Source organism: uncultured Zoogloea sp., from assembly GCF_937894855.1.
GTDB classification, from domain to species: Bacteria; Pseudomonadota; Gammaproteobacteria; order Burkholderiales; family Rhodocyclaceae; genus Zoogloea; species Zoogloea oryzae.
In genome coordinates, this window is sequence record NZ_CALAYQ010000032.1 from 1 (window position 1) to 24,785 (window position 24,785).

Consider the following 24,785-nt stretch of genomic DNA (forward strand, 5'->3'; position numbering starts at 1 on the left):
GTGGATCTGGTCAAGCTGGCCGATTGCCGCCATTCACCGCACAAGGACCAGCCCGGTGCGGTGATCGAGGCCGTGGCCGGCTTTGTGGCGCGGATCCTCGACGCGCAGGAATCCGCCTAGAAAGCCATCCACCAGTCGCCGTGGATGTCCGGCAGGTCGCAGATGGCCTCGATCTCGTTGATCGAATCGCGGGCCAGGATGACCTGATCGGCGATGCACAGGAAGGCATCGACGATGCGCGGGTCGAACTGCTCGCCCCGCCGCTCGGCGATCATCGCCAGGGCCTGGTCGTCTGACACGGCCTTGCGGTAGCAGCGGTCCATCGTCAGCGAATCGAAGAAATCCGCCAGCCCGACGATCCGTCCGGCCAGGGGAATCGCCTCGCCCACCAGCCCGAGAGGATAGCCGGCGCCGCTGTAGTGTTCGTGGTGGGACATCGAGATCTCGGCCGCCAGATCCATCATCGGCGACTTGAACGCCGACAGGATGCCGGCGCCGATGCGCGAGTGCTCCCGCACCAGCTTCCACTCGTCGATGGTCAGCGCACCCGGCTTCGACAAGATGCTCTCGTGAATGCCGATCTTGCCGATGTCGTGGAGCTGGGCCGCGTCGCAGATCAGCTCGCAGAAATGCTCCGAGCAGCCGATCGCCTCCGCGATCATCCCCGCGATCACGCCGATCCGGCGCATGTGCTGGCCGGCCTCGCCGTCCTTCTCCTCGGCGGCCTTGGCCAGCTGGAACACGGCGTTCTGGTTGGCCATGTCGAGCGCCCTCAGGGCCTCGTCCCGCTGGGCGCGCAGCTGCTGCGCCTCGCTGGATAGCCGCGCGAGGTGGATCTGCGCGTCGGCCTTCTCCCGCTGCTCCCGCTCCAGGCGCCGGCTCAGCTCGTCGCGCCCCAGGACCAGGTCGTTGCCACAGCCGCCGAGTTCGAACGGGCCGGAGTGATAGAGATCACTGTGTTGGGTTGGCATGGAGGCCTCCTTGGTCAGGAAAGGGCGGCAACGGGGCTGCCGGCGTGATTGGGATGAAGCAGATGCTTCGTGGTCGTTTTCATGAGATCGGTGATCTGAATGAGTTACGACACATTTTATTTAATTTGTTGTTTTTGCTATTTTAGACGTTTCCAATAATTGTGTAGGAAATTTTCTTATGTTGGGGCGTGGCGTGCGCTTCGTCACAAAAAGACAGGCCCCTTGAACCACATGGTCTTTCGGGCAGACAAAAAAACAGGAGGGACATCGCCCTCCTGTTGAATCTGCAAAATTTGTCGAATCACTCGTGACGCAGCGCGTCAATCGGGTCGAGTCTCGCCGCTCGCCGGGCCGGCACGTAGCCGAACACCACCCCGATCGCCGCCGAAAAGAAGAAGGCCAGCAGGTTGATGCCGGGGTTGAACAGGAAAGGCATGTGCATCAGCGCGGCCAGGCCCACGCAGGTGCCCAGCGCCAGCACGATGCCCACCAGCCCGCCGAAGGCCGACAGCACCACCGCCTCGATGAGGAACTGCAGCAGCACCTCGCCTTCCAGCGCGCCGATGGCCAGCCGGATGCCGATCTCCCGGGTGCGCTCGGTGACCGACACCAGCATGATGTTCATGATGCCGATGCCGCCCACCAGCAGGCTCACCGCCGCCACCGCGCCGAGCAGGCCCGTCATCGTGCGGATGGTGCCCGACAGGGTCTCCGCGATCTGGCGGGTGTCCATGATGTTGAAGTTGTCGGCCTCGTTCTCGGCGAGCTTGCGGCGCTCCCGCAGCAGGCCGCGGATCTGGGCCATCACCGCCGGGGTGTCGGCGCCGTCTTTCAGGGCGATCAGGATGGTCGGGATGTCCAGGTTGCCGGTGATGCGCCGCTGTACGGTGCTGATCGGCATCAGCACGATGTCGTCCTGATCCATCCCCATCGCGCCCTGCCCCTTCGAGGCCAGCAGGCCCACCACCTGGCAGCTGAAGGTCTTCACGCGGATCTCGTCGCCCAGCGGGCTGCGGCTGCCGAAGAGCTCCCGCCGCACGGTTTCGCCGATGATGCACACGGCCTTGCCGGCGCGCTCCTCGTCGTCGAGAAAGGCCCGGCCGGCGGCCAACTTCCAGTTGCCGGCCACCAGATAGGCGTTGGTGGTGCCATAGACCGTCGCCGACCAGTTGTTGTTGCCGGCCACCAGGGTCACCGAGCTGCCCACCGCCGGCGCCACGTCCTGCAGGCTGCTCACCTGGCTGCGGATCGCCTCCACGTCGGCCTTGCGGAAGTTGGGCGAGCCGGCGCTGTCACGCCCCGGGCCGAGGCGCTGACCGGGCCGCACCATCAGCAGGTTGCTGCCCAGGCTGGAGATCTGGTCCGACACCATCCGCGTGGCGCCGTTGCCGAGCGTCACCATGGTGATGACCGCGGCCACCCCGATCACGATGCCCAGCACCGTGAGGAAGGAGCGCATCAGGTTGCGGCGGATCTCCCGCAGGGCCAGCAGCAGCGCGCTCAGGAGCATGGCGCGGCCTCCCCGGCAAGGCCGCTGCGCACTTCGTCGCTGGCGACACGGCCGTCCACAAAACGTACCACCCGGTGCGCGTAGGCGGCCATGTCCGGCTCGTGGGTGACCATGATGATGGTGATGCCCTGCTCGCGGTTGAGGGCGGCCAGCAGTTCCATGATCTCGTGGCTGCGATGGCTGTCCAGGTTGCCGGTGGGCTCGTCGGCCAGCAGCACCAGCGGGTTGGTGACGATTGCCCGGGCGATCGCAACCCGCTGCTGCTGTCCGCCGGAAAGCTCGGCCGGCGTGTGGGTCTCCCAGCCGGCCAGCCCCACCTTGGCCAGCGCCGCCCGGGCCGCCGCGTGGCGCGCCTCGGCCGGCTCGCCCCGGTAGAGCAGCGGCAGCTCCACGTTCTCCTGGGCCGAGGTGCGCGCCAGCAGGTTGAAGCCCTGGAACACGAAGCCCAGGCAATGCCGGCGCAGCAGCGCCCGCTGGTTGCGCTCCAGCGATTCCACATGCACGCCCCGGAAGCGGTATTCGCCCGACGTAGGCGTGTCCAGGCAGCCGAGGATGTTCATCGCGGTGGATTTGCCCGAGCCGCTGGGGCCCATCACCGCCACGAACTCGCCGGACTCGATGACGAGATCCACGCCCTTCAGCGCCTGGAAAGCCGCCTGCCCGGTGCCATAGGTCTTGGTGATGCCGACGAGCTCGATCAGCGGCGCTGCGCCTGCGATGCTCATTTCTTTGCTTCCTGGTACTCGGTGATCACCGCCATGCCGGGCTTGAGCTCGCCGCCGGTGATCTCGGTGAAGCGCCCGTTGCTGACGCCCGTCTTCACCGGCACCCCGCGGGGCTCTCCGCCTTCGAGCACCCACACCTGTGGTGCGCCGGGGGCGGCCGTGGCGGTGGCGTGCTTTGCCTCGGAGGGCGGACGCGGCAGCAGGCTGGCCACCACACTGCGCTCTGCCTTCGGCCCGGCCTTGGGGGGCACGAAGCGCAGCGCGGCGTTGGGCACCAGCAGGGCGTTGTCCAGCTGGGCGGTGACGATGGTGGCGGTGGCGGTCATCCCCGGTCGCAGGGCCAGGTCGTCGTTGTTCACCGTGAGCACGGTTTTATAGGTGACCACGTTGTCGGTGATCGTCGAACCCAGCCCGACCCGCTCGATGGTCGCCGGGAAGTTGCGCCCCGGCCACGCCGACACCGTAAAGCTCGCCGGCTGGCCGAGCTTCACGGTGCCCACGTCGGCCTCATCCACCTTCACCTGCAGCTCCATCCGGGCGAGATCCTCGGCCAGGGTAAACAGCACCGGGATCGTCATCGCCGCCACCACCGACTGGCCGGGCTCCACCTTGCGGGTGAGCACCACCCCATCCACCGGCGAGCGGATCGTGCCCTTGGAAAGGTTGGTCTCGTCGGTCTTCAGCACGGCCTCGGCCTGGACCACCGACGCCCGGGCGCTGGCCTCGTTGGCGATGGCCCGCTGGAGCGTGGCCTCGGCGGTCTCCAGCTCGGTGCGGGCCGGCACCTTGCCGCCGGACAATTCGGCCACCTGCCGCATCCGCGACAGGGACGCCTTCGCCTCGGCCACCGTCGCCCGGGCCTGGGCCACCGACGCGTTGGCCGCCGCCAGCGCCGCGCTGCTCTTGGCCACCGCGTCGCGCAGCTTGGCGGTGTCGAGCTGGGCGAGGAGCTGGCCCTTCTTCACTCGGTCGTTCTCCTGGGCCAGCACGGTGGCCAGGGTGCCGGACTGCTCGCTGCCCACGTCCACCGATTTGGTGGGCTGCAGCGTGCCGGTGGCCGACACCGTCACCGTCAGCTTGCCGATACTGGCCTCCTCGGTGATGTAGCGCCCGGCCGCGCCCTGATCGCCGCGGCCCAACCAGGCCAACGCTGCGATCACCACCACCGCGCCGGCGCCGAGGATCAGCCAGCGCCGCAGCCGGCCCTTGCCTGCGCCAGTGGCCGCGCGGCCGAGCATCGCTGCCAGCGCTTCATCTGCATTGCCCGGCTTGTCGCTTGTCTGGTTCATGGTGCTGCCCTGCCTTCCGGCGCCCCGGCATCGGCCACCTGCCAGCCGCCACCGAGGGCCTTGTAGAGTTTGATCAGATTGGTCCGCATCGCCGCTTCGGCCAGGGCCAGGTTGTCTTCGGCCGTGAGCCGGGTGCGCTCGGTTTCGAGCACCTTCTGGAAATCCGTCAGCCCGGCCTGGTAGAGATTGCGCGACAGCGACGCCGCCTCCCGCGCCGCCGCAGCCGCCGCTCGCCGGGCATCGACCCGCTCGCGTCCGGAGGCATAAGCCGTCAGGGCGTTCTCGACCTCTTCAAGCGCGCTCAGCACCGCCGCCTCGTAGGCGGCCAGGGCTTCTTCCTGCACCGCCGTCTGGATGTCCACCGCGCTCTTCAGCCGGCCGGCGTCGAACAGTGTGCCGGCCAGCGACCCGCTCACCGACCGGGCGAGGCTGCCGGCAGCGCCCAGCCCGCCCAGGCTGTAGGCCTGCCAGCCAAAGCTCGCACCAAGGTTGAGGCTCGGGAAGCGCTGGGCCAGCTTCTGGCCGACCCGCGCGGTCTCGGCGGCGAGGCTGCGCTCGGCGACGATCAGATCCGGCCGCTGACGCAGCACGTCGGCGGGGATACCGGCGCCCACGCTGGCCGGCAGCAGCGGCAGCTCGCCAGCCCCGGCGAGGGCGTCGTTGAGGCTGCCCGGCGGCTGGCCAAGGAGCACCGCCAGCCGGTTGGCGGCCGCGGTCAGGCTAACTTCCAGGTCGGGAATGGTGGCGCGGGTCTGCTCGCGGCTGGTGCGGGCCTGGGCCACGTCGGTGCTCGACGCCAGCCCAGCCTGGTTGCGCCATTCGGTGATCTGCACGGTTTCCGTCTGGGACGCGAGATTGTCCCGGGCGATAGCCAGCCGGCGCTGGTAAAGCCGCAGCTCCACGTAGTTCTGCGCCACCTCGGCCGCCAGCGAGACGCGCACGTTGGCGAGGCTTGCGGCGCTGGCTTCGAGTTCCGCCGATGCGGCCTCCACACCACGCCGGGTAGCGCCGAAGAGGTCGACCTCCCAGCCCGCGTCGAAACCCGCATCCCAGGTGGTACGCGCCGGCAGCGCGCTGACGGCCCGGGCGTTATGGCTGCGGCTGGCACCCGCCGACGCGGTGAGGCTCGGGAACAGCCCGCTCACCGCCTGGGTCCGGGCGGCCCGGGCCTGACGCAGGCGCGCCTCGGCCTGGCGCAGGTCGAGGCTGTCGGCCAGCGCCGCGTCGATCAGCGCGTCGAGCTGCGGATCGGCAAACTGCTGCCACCAGCGGGCGAGGTCGGCGCTGCCCGCAACTTCTGGAGGCTGGGTCCAGCCGGCGGGAAGTGTCAGCGCGGGCGGGGTGTGATCCGGCCCCACGGCCGGAAGGAAACCGGCACAGCCGGCCAGCAGGCTTGCAGCCAGCAGCGGCCACGGGATTCTACGAAACAGGCTTGGCATGAATTGCGGCCCCAGGGGCCGGCTTGAACTCGGGAACAACCACGGCCAACTATACCGAAGCGCCGGGTTAAGTTCGGTTAAGCCAGGAAAAGCCCTGTGAGCGCCATAAACGCCGCGTCCTGCCGCACGCGGGCCGGCGGACGGTGGACGAAAAAAAGGCGACCGGACGGCCGCCTTTCGATGCATCAATCCCCGAGCGGGGAGTGACGAGTGTTCAGCTGTTCACAGCGTCTTTCAACTTGGAGCCAGCCGAGAACTTGGGCTGCTTGGAAGCAGCGATCTGGATCTCGGCGCCGGTCTGCGGATTGCGACCGACACGGGCGGCACGCTCGCCCACGGAGAAGGTACCGAAACCGACCAGCGTCACGCTCTCACCTTTGCCCAGCGCTTCGGTGATGATTTCCATGACACCGTCCACGGCACGGCCAGCATCGGCCTTGGTCAGACCACTCTTGCCAGCCAACGCATCGATCAATTCAGTCTTGTTCATAGCTCTTAGTGTGTTGATGAAAGAAATGGGTGGATTTACAAAAACGGCAGAAGCCCCAACAGGTGACGCCACGTGCCCGAATCGCACCACACCACCCGCAGGGCGCTAGCTTACATCGCTCTTTTCAAACTGTGGCACGAATATCTAGGTTTTCCGTGGTTTTCGGCGTTACTGCAGCGCAAAAAGCATAAATCAGCCAGTCGAAAGCTCACGAATCCGCTCCAGCGCCTCCTCGATCCGGTCCACTGCAACCACCCGCATCCCCGGAATGTCGTGCTTCGGGGCGTTGGCCTTGGGCACCAGGGCCACGGTAAAGCCGAGCTTGGCGGATTCCTTCAGGCGCTCCTGGCCCCGCGGCGCGGGCCGGATCTCGCCCGCCAGCCCCACCTCGCCAAACACCACCAGCTCCCGCGGGAGCGGCCGGTTGGTGAGGGACGAGACGATGGCAAGGAGCACCGCCAGATCGGCCGCCGGTTCGGCGATCTTCACCCCACCCACCGCGTTGACGAACACGTCCTGATCGAAGCACACCACGCCGGCGTGCCGGTGCAGCACCGCCAGCAGCATCGCCAGCCGGTTCTGCTCGAGGCCCACCGACAGGCGGCGCGGGCTCGGGCTGTGGGCCGAATCCACCAGCGCCTGGATCTCCACGAGCAGCGGCCGCGTGCCTTCCTGGGTGACCAGCACGCACGAGCCCGGCACCTGCTGGCCGTGCTGCGACAGGAAGATTGCCGACGGATTGGTGACGCCCTTCAGGCCCTTCTCGGTCATCGCAAAGACGCCCAGCTCATTGACCGCGCCGAAACGGTTCTTGAAGGCCCGCACGAGGCGGAAGCTGGAATGGGTGTCGCCCTCGAAGTACAGCACCGTATCGACGATGTGCTCCAGCACCCGCGGGCCGGCCAGCGCGCCGTCCTTGGTCACATGGCCGACCATGATCAGCGTGGTGCTGCCCTGCTTGGCGAAGCGGGTGAGCTGGGCCGCGCATTCGCGCACCTGGGCCACCGAGCCCGGCGCCGAGCCGAGGGTTTCGGAATAGACGGTCTGGATCGAATCCACCACCGCCACGTCAGGCTTCACGTCCCGCAGGCTGGCGAGGATGCGTTCGAGGTTGATCTCGGGCAGCAGCTGCAGGGTGCTCGCCTCGATCTGCAGCCTCGCTGCGCGCAGCGCCACCTGCTCGGCGGATTCCTCGCCGCTCACGTAGAGCGCCTTGAGATGGCCGGAGAGCAGCGCCAGCGCCTGCAGCAGCAGGGTCGACTTGCCGATGCCGGGGTCCCCGCCGATCAGCACCACGCCGCCGGGCACCAGCCCGCCGCCCAGCACCCGGTCGAACTCCTCGATGCCGGTGGGCACGCGGGCGGATTCGCGGGGCTGCACGTCGGCCAGCGTCTGCAGCCGGCCGGAGTCGCCGGCCAGCGCCGCAAAACGCTTGGCCACGGGCGCTTCCGGCTCGACCACCGATTCGACGAGCGTGTTCCAGACCTTGCAGTGGGGGCACTGGCCCTGCCAGCGGGGCGACTTGCCGCCGCATTCCGAGCAGACGTATTCGGTCTTGACCTTGGCCATCAGGCGGCCCCGGCAGATTCGCCGCGCACGCTCACCGGAACGCGGGGCGCCAGGGCGCAGAAGAGTTCATAGCTGATGGTACCGGCGGCGGTCGCCACCTCGTCGGCGGGCAGGCCGTCGCCCCACAGGTTGACCGGCGAGCCGACGCCGGCGTCTTCGAGGTGCGACAGGTCGCAGGCCAGCATGTCCATCGACACCCGGCCGAGGGTGCGGGTGCGGCGTCCGCCGACGAGGATCGGCGTGCCGGTGAGCGCGTGGCGCGGGTAGCCGTCGGCGTAGCCGCAGGCCACCACGCCGACGCGGGTCGGTCCGCTGGCCTCGAAGGTGCCGCCATAGCCGACGCGCTCGCCAGCCGCGATCTCCTGAACGCCGATGATCTCGCTGGTGAGGGTCATCACCGGGCGCAGGCCGAGTTCGTCGGCGCCGTGCAGGTCGGGCATCGGCGAGCCGCCGTAGAGCATGATCCCCGGCCGGGCGATCTGACCCGCGGCCTCGGGGAAGCGCAGCAGCGCCGCCGAGTTGGCGAGGCTCACCGGCAGGTCGAGGCCGGTGGTGATGGCCTTGAAGGTGGCAAGCTGGGCGCCGATGCCCACCTCGTCGTCGGCGCGGGCGAAGTGGGTCATCAGGGTGATGCCGCGCACCCAGGGCATCGCCCGCAGGCGGGCCAGCGCCGCGCCAAAGCGGTCGGCGGTGAAGCCGAGGCGGTTCATACCCGAGTTGATCTTGAGGAGCACGTCGATGGCGCCGTCCGGGCGGGCGCGCTCCAGCATTGCCAGCTGGGCTTCGCTGTGGATCGCCGGGGTGAGGCCGAGGGCCACGATGTCGGCCAGGTCGGCCGGCTCGAAGAAACCTTCGAGGAGCGCGATGGGTGCGGTGACGCCAGCGGCGCGCAGCTGGCGGGCTTCGGCCAGATCGAGGAGCGCGAAGCCGTCGGCCACGGGCGCCAGGGCGCGGATGGCCCGGTCGAGGCCGTGGCCGTAGGCGTTGGCCTTGACCACCGCGAAGGCGCGGGCAGAACCGGCGCGATGCTTTGAAACGAGGTAGTTGTGACGCAGGGCCTCCAGGTCGATGGAGGCACGGATCGGACGGGGCATCAGTATCTTTCAGCGGCGAGGCGGGGAATCTCTTCGGCAGCGTAGTCAGCGAAGGTATTCACCAGCCGGGAGCGGAACTTGTCTTTGAGCAGGATGACTTCGAGGGGCGTGAAAAGCGGCGGGTCGAGGGGGATCGCGGCGAGCTGGCCGGCCTTGAGCTCGCGGCCGATGGCTGCGCGGGACGCGACCGCCACGCCCAGCCCGGCCGCAGCCAGGTGCTTGACCGACGACAGGCTGCCGAGTTCCGCCGTGACGTTGAGGTCTTCGTACGGGATGCCGGCGCTGGTGAAGAACTGGTCCACCAGATCGCGGATGCCGTTGCCGGGCTCCCGGTGGAGCAGCGGCTGGGCGGCGAGCTGATCGGCGCGCACGGCCTTTTCAAACGTGAGCGGGTGGCCCGGCGCAACGATCACGTTGAGTTCGTCTTGGCCCAGGTGGCGACGTTCGAGGGTGGGCTGGTCGGTGACGATCTCGATCAGGCCCACGTCGAGGCTGCGGTCCATCACCCGTCCTTCGATGGTCTGGGAGTTGCCCACCGACACCCGCGGCACGACCCGCGGATAACGCCGCTTGAAGCCTTCGAGGAGCCACGGCAGCCAGTAGGCGGCAATGGTGGTGCTGGTACCCAGGTGGAGCACGCCCGAGAGTTCGTCGGTGAGTTCGCCGACCCGGGCTTCGAGCTCTTCCGACAAGCCGAGGATCCGCTCGGCGTAGGCCATCACCAGCTCGCCCGCGGCGGTGAGCGTGACGCGCCCGTGGCCCCGGTCGAACAGGCGGGTGTTGAACTGCTCTTCGAGCTGCTTGATCTGGAAGGTCACCGCCGGCTGCGTCATGAAGAGCGCTTCGGCGGCGCGGGTGAACGACCCGTGTCGGGCAACGGCGTGGAATACCTGGAGTCGACGATCGGCCATGACTGATAAACCCGGTTTATGGTAAGTGCTATTGGAGCACAACATTGACGGCGTCGCCATAAGTCATCATGGCCTTCGTGGTATAAAGCGCGGTCCGTCAAATTCACCGAGCTTTCGTCGCCTGCGATGCCCTTCGGTTTCTACATGATCATGGCAGCGCAGTTCTTCTCTGCGCTGGCCGACAACGCCTTACTCATCGCCTCCATCTACGTCCTTCGCGAGATGGCGTCACCGCAGGAATACGAGCCGCTCCTCAAGCTCTTCTTCACCCTCTCCTACGTGCTGCTGGCCGCCTTCGTGGGCGCCTTTGCCGACTCCATGCCCAAGTGGCGGGTGATGCTCATCAGCAACGGCATCAAGATCGTCGGCTGCTCGCTGATGTTTGGCGGCATGCACCCGCTTGCGGCCTATGCGGTGGTCGGGCTGGGCGCCGCGGCGTACTCGCCGGCCAAGTACGGCATCCTCACCGAATACCTGCCGCCGCGGCTGCTGGTGGTGGCCAACGGCTGGATCGAGGGCCTGACGGTGGGCGCGATCATCCTCGGCACGCTGGTTGGCGGCATGCTCATCAAGCCCAATTTCTCCCAGACCTTGCTGGGCTTCGATCTGCCGCTCATCGACACCGGCATCGACACGGTGCCCGAGATGGCCTTGTGCATCGTCGGCATCCTCTACCTCATCGCCGCGCTGTTCAACCTCAAGGTGCCCGACACCGGGGTGGACCACAAGGTCCTCAAGAAGAATCCGGCCTACCTGATCCACGACTTCAACCATTGCCTGCGCCTGCTGTGGCGCGACAAGCTGGGCCAGATCTCCCTCGCCACCACCACCCTCTTCTGGGGTGCCGGCGCAACCCTCCAGTTCATCGTGATCAAGTGGGCCGAGCAGGCCCTGCACCTGGATCTGTCGAAGGCCTCGATGCTCCAGGGCGTGGTGGCCGTGGGCGTCGCGATCGGCGCGGCGATGGCCGCCAAGATGGTGACGATGCGTGCCTCGGTCAAGGTGATCCCCCTCGGCATCGCGATGGGCATCATCGTCAATGTGATGATCTTCGTCACCGACATGGGCGTGGCGATGGCGCTGATGGTGCTGATCGGCGGGCTGTCCGGCTTCTTCGTGGTGCCGATGAACGCCCTGCTCCAGCACCGCGGCCACATCCTGATGGGCGCGGGCCACTCCATCGCGGTGCAGAACTTCAACGAGAACCTGTCGATCCTGGTGATGACCGGCCTCTACGCGCTGCTGATCCGCCTCAACTTCTCGATCAACACGGTGGTGGTGGCCTTCGGGCTGTTCGTGGCAGGGATGATGTATCTCGTCAAGCGCCGCCACGAAGCCAACCAGCGGGAGTTCGACGCCGTCGCAACCCTCGACGAGAGCCTCCACTAATCCCTGCGCCGGGCGCCCGCCCGGCCGGGATTACTCGCTGCCGTCCAGCAGGCCGTGGGCGTCGGCGTGGCGGTACATCTCAAGCACACTCGACAGCCCGGTCTTCTGGCGGATCATGGTCTGGTAGTTGGCCACCGTCTTGGCGCTGAGGAAGAGCCTCGCGGCGATCTGCTCGACCGTCCGCCCCGCCGCCAGCAGCCTGAAGATCTCGAATTCCCGCGGTGACAGCCCGGCATGCACCGCCGCGCCATCGGCACCGGCCCGGGCCGCCGCCACATCCGCCGACAACGGCCGCTCGCCCCGCGCCACCCGACGCACCGCGTCGATCAGCAGATCGGGTTCGCTGCTCTTGGTTAGATAACCGTCGGCGCCGGCCTTGAGGGCCTGATCGACGATGGCCGGGTTGTCGTGCATCGAGAACACCAGCACCTTGGGCGAGGTCTCCCGGGCCTTGACCCGGGCCAGGGTTTCCAGCCCGCCGCGGCCAGGCATCGACAGATCGAGCACCAGCACGTCGGCGCTGTTGGCGGCAAACCAGGCGCAGGCCGAATCGCTGTCGCCGAAATCCGCCACCACTTCCATGTCGTCTTCCAGCTCCAGCAGGCGCCGATAGCCGGTGCGCACCACCGCGTGATCGTCGGCCAGCACAACGCGCAGCTTGACGTCCATCACGCCCCCTCCGCGCCCAGCGGCAGGCGGGCGGAAAGCTGCAGGCCGGCGCCGTTGTCGGCCGACCAGCACAGATGGGGTGAATCCTGAAAATCGATAAGCACAGATACGCGGAGCGCCGGGCCGCCTGCGGACAGCGCAAGGGCCTGGCAGCTCAGCTGGCAAAGGGTTTCGAGCATGGTTCGGGACAACCGCAGCGTGGGCGGTTCTACATGGAGGACGGGCGGCGCGGTGACGCCGGGCACATCCTGCCAGTTTTCCAGCGCGGCGTGGAGCATTGGCAGCACGGCCGGGCGGGCATCGGCCGAATCGGCCGGCAGCTGGCGCTGAAGCACCCGCAGGCGCCGGTCGATGGCGGCGCCCTGGGTTTCCACGTCGCGGGCAGCGGCCTGAAGATCCGCCTGCCCGCCGCTCTTGCGCAGCAGGAAGGCGGCGTTGGCGCGCAGCGCCGTGAGCGCCTGCCCGATCTCCTCATACAGGCCGGCGAGGCCGATGCTCACGGGACGACCCTCCGGGCACCGCCGGAGAGCGGCCGGGCGGGGGCGCTCACAGGCTGTAGCGCAGGCCGACCCAGAAGGTCCGCGGCGCACCCGGCGCGTAGAACGTGGAGCCGACCATCGGATATTCACCGCCCACTGGCGCAAAGGGCCGGGCCAGAACGCCGCCACTCGACGAAAACGCCGTTGACCCCAGTTGCGCGCCGGTGGCGTACTCGCGGTCGAACAGGTTGTTGATCTGGCCGAAGACCTGCACGCCACGGCTCACGTCGTAGCGGGCGCCGAGGTTGGTCACGACGTAGCCACCGGAGCGGCCGGAGCCCATGTAGTAGGTGCCATCGGGCTGGTGGCTGTTGTTCTCGTTGCCGCGGGCGTAGCTGCCGGAGACGGCGATGAGATCGGCGGTGAGGGCGAAGGCCGGCAGCACCTTCCAGTCGGCCGAGGCCTTGACCAGGTGGCGCGGGATCAGCGGGATGCGGTCGCCAGCGCGGATGTCGATGGTGCCTTCGAGGCCGGCGCCTTCGCTGTTGGTGCTGTTGCCGGCACCGCCGACCACCTCGGCGCTGCGGTAGGTGGCATCCAGGAAGGTGTAGTTGAGGGCCAGGCTCACCGGCCCGACGACGGTGCTGGCGCCCGCCTCGACGCCCTGACGGCGGGTCTTGCCGAAGTTCTTGAAGTAGCCGTAGCCCAGCGCGTCGTCGGCCACGAAGAGGATGTCATCCTGGTTCTCGGCGCGGAACAGGCCGAGATTCCAGCGGGTCTTCGAATCCACCGCGCCGCGCAGGCCGAATTCCCAGGTCTTGGTGACCACCTGCTTGAGCGGCGGATCGCCGGCCATGGCGTTGGGCAGCTTGCAGGGGTTGTCGGGGTTGGCGCAGCCCAGCTCGATGGCGGTGGGCGTGCGGCTGCCTTCGCTGTAGCCGGCGTAGGCGCTCCACGCCTTCGACGGCGTGTAGGTGATGCCGGCCGCCGGGTTGAAGCGGCTGAAGCTATGGTTGCCGTCCAGCGAATCGGCACCGCCGCCCGGGTTGAGCAGATCGCGGTTCTTCACCTGGGTGCGGTTGTAGCGGCCCGACAGGGTGGCGTGCCAGCGGTCGGTGATCGACAGGGTGTCGGTGGCAAAGAGGCTCCAGGTGCGGGTGCGGCCACTGAGATTGACGCGCGAATCCAGGGCCGTCTCGCCGACACCGGCGCTCTGGGAGCCGTCAGCCCAGGCATCCACCGGGGTCACGCTGCGGTCGGGGTTGATGTAGCCGTACTGGCCGCTCTGCTGGAAGCGCAGGTTGCTGTGGTCGTAGGCTGCGCCGGCGATGAAGAGGTTCTTGCGCCCGTCGAACATGCCCGAATGGCTGAGCTGACCCGACAGGCCGAAGTTTTCCTGGTCGGTGCGGGTGCGGTTGATGAGGCCGGTGCACTTCTCGTTAGGCTCGTCGGCCAGCAGCGCATTGGCGATGCAGCGCCAGTACGGGAAGGGCGTGTTCGAGGCGTTGGCGCCGCTGGTCGGGAAGCCGCTGTAGCCGGCGGCGGTGAGCGCGGCCCGCTCGGTGGCGCTGGGCTGATAGACCGACTGGTCGAGGGCGCCTTCGTTCACGTCGCCGTTGGTGGTGGCGGTGTTGATCTTGCGGTAGTACACGTTGCCCGACAGCATCAGCGCATCATTCAGGCTGTGGCGGCCGGTGAGGTTGAGGAAGATCGAGCGGTTCTGGGTGATGTCCGGCTGGGTGTAGATGCTGCTGTAGTCCTGCTCCAGCAGGCGTTTTTCCTGCAGGCCGTTACCGTTGAGCTTGTTGTCGGCGTAGGCGATGGAGAGGTCGAGATCGGTGCGGGCGTCCTGCCAGCCCACTTTGCCGAAGAGCTGCCGCACATCCGACGGCGAGTTGGTGCGCCAGCCGCTGTCCCGGTAGAGGTTGCCGGCGAAGAACCACTCCAGCCCGTTGTCGTCGTTGAAGCCGCCGTGGGTAAACTCAAGCGATCGGCGGCTGTTACTACCGCCGGTGAGCTGCACCGTCGAACCCGGATGGGTGCGGCCTTCCTTGGTCTGGATCGCCAGCGCGCCGCCCAGGGTGTTGAGGCCGAACAGCGGGTTGGAACCTGGCATCAGGTTCATCGAGGCGATCGCCGCCTTCGGGATCAGATCCCAGCTCACCACGTCGCCAAAGGGCTGGTTGATGCGCACGCCGTCGAAATAAACCGACATGCCCTGGGGCGTACCCAGCAGCGGCGAGGCGGTGTAACCCCGGTAGTTCACGTCCATCTGGAACGGGTTGCCCTGGGTTTCGTTCACATGCACGCCAGACAGGCGGCGGTTCATGTAGGCGGCAACGTCTGTCGCCCCGCTGGCATCGATGTCTTTGGCGGTGACGCTCTGCACCGGCGCGGCGATCATCGGCAGCGGCAGCTCGAGCCCCGGCAGCGGGGTCTGGCCGATCACCGTGACTTCCGGCGTGACGACGGTCGCCGGTTCGTCGGCCGCACCCGCGCAGAGGGGAAAACCGGCGGCGATGGCGAGCGCCAGGGGCGTGAGGGCAGGAAATCGGGATGGGGCGGGGCGAAGCATGGATGAAAGTCTCCGTTATAGGCGTTTTCCGCCAGACTACGCACCCGCCTCACCCCACGCCATGGGAAAAATTCCCGAGCTTTCCCGGTGCCCTTCCCGGCCGGTATCATCGGCACCCTTTCCTCTTCCCGCCGCACCCGCCATGACCGACACCCCGACCCTCCTCGCCCGCCGCGACATCGCCGATTCGCTTTTGATGGAAGGCCGCCTCGACGAAGCGCTGGTCATCCTCACCGACGAGATCCTGCCCCACTTCACCGAGACCGGCGAGGCGCGCGAGAAGGCCATCACCCAGGGCCGCATCGCTGACGTGCTGTTCGCCCAGGGCCGGCTCGACGACGCCATGGCGCTGCACACCGAGCGCCTGCCGGCGGTCACCGAGCTGGGCGACGACGAAGGCATCGCCCATGTGCTGTTCTCGATGGCCAACATCCGCCTCGCCCGGGGCGAGCACGAAAGCGGCAACCTCCAGCAGATCTACGAGGAACTCGCCCAGGCTTTCCAGCTAAGCTGCCAGCACGGCCAGCCCGACGCCATCGGCGGCATCGGCATGCTGCTGGTGCAGGTGCTGGCCATGGGCGGCCTGCGCGACGACGCCATGGACACCCTCAACGTGGTCGAAGAAGCCTTCACCACCCTGCGCGACGTGGACAGCCTCGCCCGCGTGCGCGAACTGCGCGGCATGCTCGAAGGCTGAGCGCCCGGCAACTTCTCCCGGTACGGCGCCGCCATCCGGCACCGTTCCGTCGTTTCAAGCGCCTCTCCGGGAGGGCCGTCGCCCTGGCGGCCTGCCGGAGGTCGATCGTCACTCCGGCCAACCCGAAGCCCACCACCCCGGCCTGACGCCCGCGAATCCGCAGCAGGTTTCCCCGCATGCAGCGACGACTTGACGCTGCCCACCTGCAACACTAAAATAGAAATCATTCTCATTTGCATTTCACAAACACCCAGCTTGTGAAATGCAAAACCCAGCCAGCCAGCGCAGCCCTCCGGCCATGACGCGAGCCAGCCAGGAACCATCCGACTGGAGATCGACATGACTGCCGCCCCCCTGGCGACGCCGCCGGCCGACCCGCCTGAGCATCCGGGCCTGCCTGCGCCCTTTCTGGCCCTGCCCCGCCCGCTGCCACCGTCCACCCTGCGCCGCAACAGCGCGGGCGTCGGGCTTGCCGTGCTTCTCCACGGCGGATTGCTGGCCGCGCTCACCGTCGCCGTCAGCCAGTTCAAGCCTCCCGTCACGCCGCCCCAGACGAGCATCACCGTCAGCATCGCGACGCCCGAGGTGCCGACCCCCAGGCCCCAGACGCAGCCCCAGCCCCAACCCAAACCCCAGCCCCGGCTGAAGGAACCCGTCCCGCCCAAGCCCGATCAGAAGCCCGCCCCCCAGGCCCGCGCCGCCGACAAGCCGGTGATCACCTCGGCGCCAGTGGCCAGCAATCCGGCCGAAACCAGCGCCGCCGCAGCGCCTTCGGCACCGCCTTCTCCGACGGCTCCGGCCGCCGCAGCTGCCCCAGCGCCGGTGGCCGTGGTGCCGCCGCGCTTTGACGCCGCCTACCTCTCCAACCCGCTGCCGCCCTACCCCAGCGCCGCCAAGCGCATGGGCGAGGAAGGCCGCGTGCTGCTGCGCGTGCAGGTGGGCGCCGACGGCAAGCCCACCGACGTCACCGTCATCAAAAGCTGCGGCTTCCCGCGGCTCGACGAAAGCGCCCGCGACACCGTGCTGCGCAGCTGGCGCTTCGTGCCGGCCCGCCAGGGCGACCAGCCCGTGGCCGGCGCGGTCAAGGTGCCCATCGACTTCACTTTAACTTCCGCCTCCTGAAAGGAACCTCCATGAACGAATCCACCTTCAGCCTGGCCCACATCTGGGCCCAGGGCGACGGCGTCTCCCACGCCGTGGCCGTGATGCTGGTCATCATGTCCCTGGCGTCCTGGTCGGTGATCCTCATCAAGGCCTGGCAGCTGTTTGCCCTGCGCCGCATGAGCGGTGGCGCCAAGGCCTTCTGGCACGCCACCAGCTTCGAGGCCGGCATGGCCGCCCTCACGCCCCACGCCGCCGACAACCCCTTCCACGATCTGGCCCACCGCGGCACCGAGGCGGTCAGCCACCACACCAGCCACCGGGACGAGCTGCACGGCGTGCTGGGCCTCAACGACTGGCTCACCAGCACCCTGCGCCAGTCCATCGACGACACCACCGGCCGGCTCCAGGCGGGCCTGTCGATCCTCGCCTCGGTGGGCAGCACTGCCCCGTTCATCGGGCTGTTCGGCACCGTGTGGGGCATCTACCACGCGCTGGTGGGCATCGGCGCCGCGGGCCAGGCCACGCTGGATCAGGTGGCCGGCCCGGTGGGTGAATCCCTGGTGATGACCGCCGGCGGCCTGGCCGTGGCGATCCCGGCGGTGCTGGGCTACAACGCCCTGGTGCGCGGCAACAAGGAGATCCTGGCCCGCCTCAAGCACTTCGCCCACGATCTGCACGCCTACCTCGTCACCGGCGGCCGGGTGCGCAAGACCAGCGCCAACCTGCACCCGCTGCCCGCCCGCAAGGAGGCATGATGAGCTTCGGAAGCAGCGATTTCGACGACGACGGCGAGGTGATGTCGGAGATCAACATGACGCCCCTGGTGGACGTGATGCTGGTGCTCCTGATCATCTTCATCATCACCGTGCCCGTCATCAACCACGCGGTGAAGCTCGACCTGCCCAAGGCCAGCAGCCAGCCGGAGCAGATCAAGCCCGAGAAGGTGCAGGTGTCGATCAAGGCCGACGGCAGCCTCAGCTGGAACGGCGAGCCCGTCGACGCCGACGCGCTGGAGCCCCGCCTTGCCGCCGCCGCAAGCCGCGAGCCGCAGCCGGAGATCCACCTGCAGGTGGATCGCCAGGCCCAGTACGACCACGTGGCCCAGCTGCTGTCCGCCGCCAGCCGCCACGGGCTGGGCAAGGTGGCGTTCGTGACGGAGCCGGGCGCGAAGTGAAACCCGCCGGATGAAACAATCAAGGCCGGATTGGTGCTGTAATTGCAACAATCCGGCCTTGTGCCTTTCGGGGCTGGCGGCGCGCAGCCGTCAGTGGTGCGCCAGCTCGGGCACCTCGGCATCGCCGCCCACCGAACGCTCGCCCGCCCACAGCGACACCCGGTTGCGGCCGGTCTGCTTGGATTGATACAGCGCGTTGTCGGCCTGGTCGATGAGCTCGGCCGGGTCTTTCGCGCCGCCGCGAATCGACGCCACGCCAAAGCTCGACGTGATGCGGATGCCCGGGATGTCGCGCACCGCCGCCCCGGCATTGGTCTCGATGGCTAGCCGCAGTCGCTCGGCCACCTCGACGGCCTGCTCGGGGGTGGCGCCGGGCAGCATGATGCAGAACTCCTCGCCGCCGTAGCGGCACAGCATGTCCACCTCGCGCAGATCGGTGCCAAGGCACTTGGCCACCGACTTGATGACCTGATCGCCCACCGCGTGGCCGTAGCGGTCGTTGAAGGACTTGAAGTGGTCGATGTCGCTCATGATGCAGCACACCTCCTCGCCTTCCGCCTTGAGCTGCTCGTAAAGGGGATCAGCCGCGCCGAAGAAGGCCCGGCGGTTGAGGCAGCCGGTCATCGGATCGCGGGTGGCAAGGCGGTGGAGCTCCTCGTTCTGGCGGCGGATCTCTTCCTTCGAGGCTTCGAGATCCACCAGCGTGCCCAGCAGCTGGTCGTTGATCCGGTGCAGCATGGTCACGTCCGAGAAGTTGACCAGGCAGCCCCGCAGCCGGCCATGACCGTCGAGAATGGGCGAGCAGCCGACGATGGCGCGCAGGGGTTCTTCCTCGCCCGGTCGGGCCAGCTCAAGGGTCTGGTCGCCGGAGTTGCTGCGACGCTCCATCGCCGTCACCCACGGGTAGGGGTGCTCCGGCGTCACGTGAAAGCCCTCGACAAGCCAGGTGAGCTCCGTCACCGCGCGGCCGGTCATGTCTTCCTGGGCACTCGGGTGAAAGTGGCGGAAGGCCTTGTTGGCCAGCACCACGCGCCCCTGCTTGTCGAGCACCAGCACGCCTTCGGCCAGGGTGTCGAAGGCGGTGCGCACCCGGTCGGGGATCGCCTTGGCCGGATCGAGGTATTCGAGCACCCGGCGCAGATAGAGGTAAAAGGCCAGAAATCCGCCTAGGGAGATGGTCACCATCGCCACCACGGTGGGATAGGTGGCCCATTCTCCGAAGGTTTCCGGCAGCACCGGCTTGAAGGCCAGCTCCACCTCGCCCCACGGCTTGTTGTCGGCCAGCACCGGCACTCGCACCTGGGTGAGGGTGGACGAGCCATCCTCGGGCGGATGCCACCAGGTGCCATGCTCGCCAGCCAAGGCGATGATCACGTCGCCCTGCTGGCGTACCGCGAGGGAGCGCACCTCGGTGTTGCGCTGGATCACGCTGTCGAGGGCGCTCTGGAGCGTCCGGGTGTCGCCGGACTGAAGCAGCGTGGCGGCCTGCACCGCGAGGCTCTCGCTGATCTGCTGACGCACCTGACGGGCCAGCGCGGTACGGTCGGGGATCAGCCCGAAGGCCAGATCGGCCGCCATCAGCAGCGACACCAGCAGCGCCACGAGGCCCAGCGAGATGCGGGCCACCGGATTGAGGGTGGGAAGGTGGAGTCTCACCCGCGGAAGCCTCCGCCGCCCTGTTCGCCAAACACGTCTTCGGCGCCTTCTTCGTCTCGTGTCATCTCGTCATCCATCAGTTCGCCCCAGTCGCCCTCCTCCTCGTCCTGCGGACCGAGCACCGGCAGCGGATCGAGGCTGCGCCACGCCGGCGCAGCCATCAACAGGCTGGCGATCAACCCACCGGCCCGGCTGGCCCACCACACGGCACCCACCGAGAGGGCGATCCCGGAGAGCTCCACGGCATTGAGCACGACACGCACGTCGGTGTAGGCATCATCCCCCAGCTGCGGCACGCCGGCCTTTTCTGCAGTGGCCTGACGGGCCGCCGCCGAACCGGCGCTGCCCTGCGCAGCCGTGTTGGCGCCAAGCAGGAACTCCATCAGCGGCCCTTCGGTACCGGCGCCAAGGGTCAGGGTGACCTGGGCGCCGCCAAACTTCACAAGGCTGTTTTCGGCAGAAAAACGCCGCACATGAGGTTCGCTGCCTTCGCCGCCTGCTGCGGTCCGGACGACGACCACGCCCGCCTCGCCGCCCAGCTCCGCCGCGGCGTCTGCCCGGCTGACCACAGGTGCGGCCGGCGCCGCCGGCTTGGTGGCATCCGGGGTCTTGGGGGTGGTGGTAGGCGTAGTGGTGGGCACCGTCACGGACGGCGGCACGACCACCGCGGGGGGTTCCGTCCCGCCCGATCCGCCCGGTGGCACCAACACGCTGGTGCTGGAATAGCCCACGCTGGCCGCCATCGGCGCGCCGTCCGCCAGGCCATCGGTGGGATGCAGGGTGACGACCGGCAGATCCACGATGCTTTCATGGACGAACACCACGTTGCCGGCCGCCAGCGCGGCGTAGCTGAACTGGCCGATTGCCACGCCGGGCGCCGACACCAGTTCGAAGTGGCCGTGGCGCGCCGAATCCACGATGAAGACCACGTCGCCCGTGGCCGAATCCACATCCGCCGCCGACACGGCATCGGCCTTGAGCACCGTGCTGCCGCCCTGGATGAGCTGCAGATCGGCGCGGACCATCGTCGGCGCGTCATTCACCGGCCGCACCACCAGGCTCACGGCAACCGGCGCGCTCTCCGCGCGGCCATCGACGGCGCGGTAGATGAAGCCATCGGCGCCAGACCAGTTGGCGTCCGGCGTGTAGATGAAGCTGCCGTCGGCGGCCAGCGTCAGGCTGCCGTGGGCCGGGCCGCTGACCAGCCGGGCCGACAGCGGATCGCCGTCGATGTCCGAATCATTGGCCAGCACGCCGGCGCCGGGGACCACCAGCGGCGTGTCCTCGTCGAGGGTGTAGCCCTCGCCCATGGCCACCGGCGCGTCATTCACCGGGCTGACGTCAATGGCCAGGGTGTGGCTGCCGGCTTCGGTATCGACACCGCCGTCGAAGCGGCCACCGTCGTCCCGGACCCGGAATTCGATAGCCGCGTAGTCCGCGCCGTTCTCATCGGCAGCCGCCGCAAAACGCAGCCGGCCGGCGGCGATGTCGGCCGCAGTGATCCACTGCCCGTCGGCCACCGCGGCGCCATCAAGCGTGAGGCTTCCGCGCGCCGGGCCGGCGACGATCTGCACCGCTGCCAGCGCATTGGCCGGCGCATCCAGCGGATCGGCAAACCCGAAATCGGCCAGCGCAAAGACATGCGTCGCATCCTCGGCAAGGCTGATCCGGCCATCGCTGCCGGTGGGCATCTCGTTGCGGTTGGTCACGCTGACCGCCAGCACCATCGTCACACTGCGCGTGCCGTCGGATGCCTGGACGGTGATGTCGTAGGTGTTGTCGGCACCGGCGTCGGTCGGGGCTTCGTAGTCCGGGGCGGTGACGAAACTGAGGGCCCCGGTGGTGCTGTTGATGGAGAACTTCGCGGCGTCGGCGCCGCCGACGATGCTGTAGCTCAGCGTCTGGGCCGGCAGGTCGGCGTCGGTGGCCGTGACGGTGAGCACCGCGGTGCTGTTCTCGGCGACGTTGGCGGTGGCGCTGCTGGTGATCGCCGGGGTGTTGTCGTTCACCGGGGTGACGGTCACGGCGATGGCCTGGGTGCTGGTGAGGCTGCCATCGCTGACTTGTACCGTCACGTCGTAGGTGTTGTCGGCGCCGGCGTCGGTCGGGGCTTCGTAGTCCGGGGCGGTGACGAAGCTGAGGGCGCCGGTGCTGGCGTTGATTGCGAACTTCGCGGCGTCCGGGCCACCGACGATCGAATAGCTGAGGGTCTGGGCCGGCAGGTCGGCATCTGTCGCGGTGACCGTCATCACGGCGGTGGTGTTCTCGGCGACGCTGGCGGTCGCGCTGCTGGGGATCGCAGGGGTGTTGTCGTTCACCGGGGTGACGGTCACGGCGATGGCCTGGGTGCTCGTCAGCGTGCCGTCGCTCACCTGCACGGTGACGTCGTAGGTGTTGTCGGCACCGGCGTCGGTCGGGGCTTCGAAGTCCGGGGCGGTGACGAAGCTCAGGGCACCGGTGCTGGCGTTGATGGAGAACTTGGTCGCGTCCGCCCCGCCGACGATGCTGTAGCTCAGCGTCTGGGCCGGCAGGTCGGCGTCCGTCGCGGTGACCGTCATTACGGCCGTGGTGTTCTCGGCGACGTTGGCGGTGGCGCTGCTGGTGATCGTCGGGGTGTTGTCGTTCACCTGGGTGACAGTCACGGCGATTGCCTGGGTGCTCGTCAGCGCACCATCGCTCACCTGCACGGTGACGTCGTAGACGTTGTTGCCACCACTGTCGGTGGGCGATTCGTAGTTCGGCGCAACAAGGAAACTCAGCGCGCCGGTGCTGGCGTTAATGGAGAACTTGGCCGCGTCAGCGCCGCCGAAAATCGAATAGCTGAGGGTCTGGGCCGGCAGGTCGGCGTCCGTCGCCGTGACGGTGAGCACCGCGGTGCTGTTCTCGGCGACGCTGGCGGTGGCGCTGCTGGTAATCGTCGGGGTGTTGTCGTTCACCGGCGTCACCGTCACCGCGATGGCCTGGGTGCTGCTCAGCGTGCCGTCGCTCACCTGCACGGTGACGTCGTAGACGTTGTTGCCGCCGGCGTCGGTCGGGGCTTCGAAGTCCGGGGCGGTGACGAAGCTGAGGGCCCCGGTGCTGGCATTGATGGAGAACTTGGCGGCGTCCGCCCCGCCGACGATGCTGTACGTCAGGGTCTGAGCCGGGAGGTCGGCATCGGTGGCGGTCACGGTGAGCACCGCGGTGCTGTTCTCGGCGACGCTGGCCGTGGCGCTGCTGGTGATCGTCGGGGTGTTGTCATTCACCGGTGTCACCGTCACGGCGCTGGCCTGGGTGCTCGTCAGCGTACCGTCGCTCACCTGCACGGTGACGTCGTAGGTGTTGTCGGCGCCGACGTCGGTCGGGGCTTCGTAGTCCGGGGCGGTAACGAAGCTCAGGGCGCCGGTGCTGGCATTAATGGAGAACTTGGCCGAATCCGCCCCGCCGACGATGGCGTAGCTGAGGGTCTGAGCCGGCAGGTCGGCGTCGGTGGCCGTCACCGTCAGCACCGTGGTGCTGTTCTCGGCGACGCTGGCCGTCGCGCTGCTGGTGATCGTCGGGGTGTTGTCGTTCACCGGGGTGACGGTCACGGCGATGGCCTGGGTGCTGGTCAGGCTGCCGTCGCTCACCTGCACCGTCACGTCGTAGACATTGTTGCCGCCCGCGTCGGTGGGCGACTCGTAGTCCGGGGCGGTGACGAAGCTCAGTGCGCCGGTGCTGGCGTTGATGGAGAACTTGGCCGAATCCGCCCCGCCGACGATGCTGTAGCTAAGCACCTGGGCCGGCAGGTCGGCGTCGGTCGCGGTGACCGTCATCACGGCGGTGGTGTTTTCGGCCACGCTGGCGGTGGCGCTGCTGGTAATCACCGGAGTGTTGTCGTTAACCGGGGTGACGGTCACCGCAATCGCCTGGGTGCTGGTCAGCGTGCCGTCGGAGACCTGCACGGTCACGTCGTAGACGTTGTTGCCGCCCGCGTCGGTGGGCGCTTCGTAGTCGGGCGCGGTGACGAAGCTCAGGGCGCCGGTGCTGGCGTTGATTGCGAACTTCGCGGCGTCGGCGCCGCCGACGATGCTGTAGCTGAGCGTCTGGGCCGGCAGATCGGCGTCGGTCGCGGTGACCGTCAGCACGGTGGTAGTGTTCTCGGCGACGCTGGCCGTCGCACTGCTGGTGATCGCCGCGGTGTTGTCGTTCACCGGGGTGATGGTGACCGCAATCGCCTGGGTACTGGTCAGCGTGCCGTCGCTCACCTGCACGGTGACGTCGTAGGTGTTGTCGGCACCGGCGTCGGTCGGGGCTTCGAAGTCCGGGGCGGTGACGAAACTGAGGGCACCGGTGCTGGCGTTGATGGCGAACTTGGCCGCGTCCGCCCCGCCGACGATGCTGTAGCTCAGCGTCTGGGCCGGCAGGTCGGCATCGGTGGCCGTCACGGTCATCACGGCCGTGCTGTTCTCGGCGACGCTGGCCGTGGCGCTGCTGGTGATCGCGGGGGTGTTGTCGTTCACCGGGGTGACGGTGACCGCAATGGCCTGGGTGCTGGTCAGCGTGCCGTCGCTCACCTGCACAGTGACATCGTAGACATTGTTGCCGCCCGCGTCGGTGGGCGCTTCGTAGTCGGGCGCGGTGACGAAACTCAGCGCGCCGGTGGTGCTGTTGATCGAGAACTTCGCGGCGTCGGCGCCGCCGACGATGCTGTAGCTCAGCGTCTGGGCCGGCAGATCGGCGTCCGTCGCGGTGACCGTCAGCACGGCGGTGGTGTTCTCGGCGACGCTGGCGGTGGCGCTGCTGGTGATCGTCGGGGTGTTGTCGTTCACCGGCGTCACCGTGACGGCAATGGCCTGGGTACTCGTCAGCGTGCCGTCGCTCACCTGAACCGTGACGTCGTAGACGTTGTTGCCGCCGGCGTCGGTGGGCGACTCGTAGTTCGGCGCAGCGAGGAAACTCAGCGCGCCGGTGGTGCTGTTGATCGAGAACTTGACCGCGTCAGCACCACCGACAATCGAATAGCTGAGGGTCTGGGCGGGCAGGTCGGCATCGGTGGCCGTCACGGTCATCACGGCCGTGCTGT

19 protein-coding genes are annotated in these 24,785 nt (G+C 68.1%); 5 read left to right on the forward strand and 14 right to left on the reverse strand.

Annotation, left to right across the window (positions count from 1 at the left end; translation table 11 throughout):
• Positions 1–116: 116 nt before the first annotated feature.
• The 9 genes from Q0672_RS03075 to Q0672_RS03115 form a co-directional block, all read right to left on the reverse strand.
• Positions 117–971 (reverse strand): HD domain-containing phosphohydrolase, encoded by an 855-nt coding sequence (locus Q0672_RS03075; RefSeq protein ID WP_153159435.1) that lies wholly within the window; start codon positions 969–971, stop codon positions 117–119.
• Positions 972–1,272: 301 nt separating this feature from the next.
• The gene (locus tag Q0672_RS03080; protein WP_298619604.1) at positions 1,273–2,481 is read right to left on the reverse strand and encodes an ABC transporter permease; all 1,209 of its coding nucleotides are present in this window, start codon (positions 2,479–2,481) and stop codon (positions 1,273–1,275) included.
• Entirely contained in the window at positions 2,472–3,206 is a 735-nt protein-coding gene (locus Q0672_RS03085) for an ABC transporter ATP-binding protein (RefSeq protein WP_298619606.1), read from the reverse strand. Before Q0672_RS03085 ends, Q0672_RS03080 begins: the two co-directional genes overlap by 10 nt.
• Positions 3,203–4,495, reverse strand: coding sequence for an efflux RND transporter periplasmic adaptor subunit (locus Q0672_RS03090; RefSeq protein ID WP_298619608.1), 1,293 nt, complete (start codon positions 4,493–4,495; stop codon positions 3,203–3,205). The genes Q0672_RS03085 and Q0672_RS03090 overlap by 4 nt, the downstream gene beginning before the upstream one ends.
• Positions 4,492–5,934, reverse strand: a complete 1,443-nt coding sequence (locus Q0672_RS03095; RefSeq protein WP_298619610.1) for an efflux transporter outer membrane subunit — start codon at positions 5,932–5,934, stop codon at positions 4,492–4,494. The genes Q0672_RS03090 and Q0672_RS03095 overlap by 4 nt, the downstream gene beginning before the upstream one ends.
• 214 nt (positions 5,935–6,148) lie before the next feature.
• A complete protein-coding gene (locus Q0672_RS03100) occupies positions 6,149–6,424 on the reverse strand; it encodes an HU family DNA-binding protein (RefSeq protein ID WP_153159440.1) in 276 nt (91 codons plus the stop codon).
• Positions 6,425–6,616: 192 nt separating this feature from the next.
• Positions 6,617–7,993: a DNA repair protein RadA gene (gene radA / locus Q0672_RS03105; RefSeq protein WP_298619613.1), complete on the reverse strand. Its 1,377-nt coding sequence runs from the start codon at positions 7,991–7,993 to the stop codon at positions 6,617–6,619.
• Entirely contained in the window at positions 7,993–9,087 is a 1,095-nt protein-coding gene (gene alr, locus Q0672_RS03110; protein ID WP_298619615.1) for an alanine racemase, read from the reverse strand. The genes radA and alr overlap by 1 nt, the downstream gene beginning before the upstream one ends.
• Positions 9,087–9,998 carry a LysR family transcriptional regulator gene (locus tag Q0672_RS03115; RefSeq protein ID WP_298619616.1) on the reverse strand — a complete coding sequence of 304 codons (912 nt, stop codon included), beginning with the start codon at positions 9,996–9,998 and terminating at the stop codon, positions 9,087–9,089. Before Q0672_RS03115 ends, alr begins: the two co-directional genes overlap by 1 nt.
• A 126-nt stretch (positions 9,999–10,124) precedes the next feature.
• Between Q0672_RS03115 and lplT the strand changes: the two genes are divergently transcribed.
• Positions 10,125–11,387 (forward strand): lysophospholipid transporter LplT, encoded by a 1,263-nt coding sequence (gene lplT, locus Q0672_RS03120; protein WP_153159444.1) that lies wholly within the window; start codon positions 10,125–10,127, stop codon positions 11,385–11,387.
• 30 nt (positions 11,388–11,417) lie between these two features.
• Here the strand turns inward: lplT and Q0672_RS03125 are convergent, their stop codons facing one another.
• Genes Q0672_RS03125 through Q0672_RS03135 form a run of 3 tightly spaced genes read right to left on the reverse strand, consistent with a single transcriptional unit; the run spans position 11,418 to position 15,110 of the window.
• Positions 11,418–12,056 (reverse strand): response regulator transcription factor, encoded by a 639-nt coding sequence (locus Q0672_RS03125; RefSeq protein WP_298619618.1) that lies wholly within the window; start codon positions 12,054–12,056, stop codon positions 11,418–11,420.
• Entirely contained in the window at positions 12,056–12,556 is a 501-nt protein-coding gene (locus Q0672_RS03130; RefSeq protein ID WP_298619619.1) for a hypothetical protein, read from the reverse strand. The genes Q0672_RS03125 and Q0672_RS03130 overlap by 1 nt, the downstream gene beginning before the upstream one ends.
• Before the next feature lie 46 nt (positions 12,557–12,602).
• Positions 12,603–15,110, reverse strand: a complete 2,508-nt coding sequence (locus Q0672_RS03135; protein WP_298619620.1) for a TonB-dependent receptor — start codon at positions 15,108–15,110, stop codon at positions 12,603–12,605.
• Between the two features lie 142 nt (positions 15,111–15,252).
• Here Q0672_RS03135 and Q0672_RS03140 point away from each other — a divergent pair, with 142 nt between their 5' ends.
• The 4 genes from Q0672_RS03140 to Q0672_RS03155 all read left to right on the forward strand — a co-directional run bounded on the left by Q0672_RS03140 (position 15,253) and on the right by Q0672_RS03155 (position 18,085).
• Positions 15,253–15,807: a hypothetical protein gene (locus Q0672_RS03140; RefSeq protein WP_298619621.1), complete on the forward strand. Its 555-nt coding sequence runs from the start codon at positions 15,253–15,255 to the stop codon at positions 15,805–15,807.
• Between the two features lie 339 nt (positions 15,808–16,146).
• Positions 16,147–16,929: an energy transducer TonB gene (locus Q0672_RS03145; RefSeq protein WP_298619622.1), complete on the forward strand. Its 783-nt coding sequence runs from the start codon at positions 16,147–16,149 to the stop codon at positions 16,927–16,929.
• 11 nt (positions 16,930–16,940) lie between these two features.
• Entirely contained in the window at positions 16,941–17,666 is a 726-nt protein-coding gene (locus tag Q0672_RS03150) for a MotA/TolQ/ExbB proton channel family protein (protein WP_298619623.1), read from the forward strand.
• Complete coding sequence (locus Q0672_RS03155) at positions 17,666–18,085, forward strand: biopolymer transporter ExbD (RefSeq protein WP_298619625.1); 420 nt, start codon at positions 17,666–17,668, stop codon at positions 18,083–18,085. The genes Q0672_RS03150 and Q0672_RS03155 overlap by 1 nt, the downstream gene beginning before the upstream one ends.
• A gap of 90 nt (positions 18,086–18,175) precedes the next feature.
• Here the strand turns inward: Q0672_RS03155 and Q0672_RS03160 are convergent, their stop codons facing one another.
• Both Q0672_RS03160 and Q0672_RS03165 read right to left on the reverse strand, forming a co-directional pair.
• A complete protein-coding gene (locus tag Q0672_RS03160; protein ID WP_298619627.1) occupies positions 18,176–19,741 on the reverse strand; it encodes a sensor domain-containing diguanylate cyclase in 1,566 nt (521 codons plus the stop codon).
• On the reverse strand, positions 19,738–24,771 hold the full coding sequence (locus Q0672_RS03165) for a cadherin domain-containing protein (protein WP_298619629.1): 5,034 nt from the start codon (positions 24,769–24,771) through the stop codon (positions 19,738–19,740). Before Q0672_RS03165 ends, Q0672_RS03160 begins: the two co-directional genes overlap by 4 nt.
• Between the last annotated feature and the right edge of the window lie 14 nt (positions 24,772–24,785).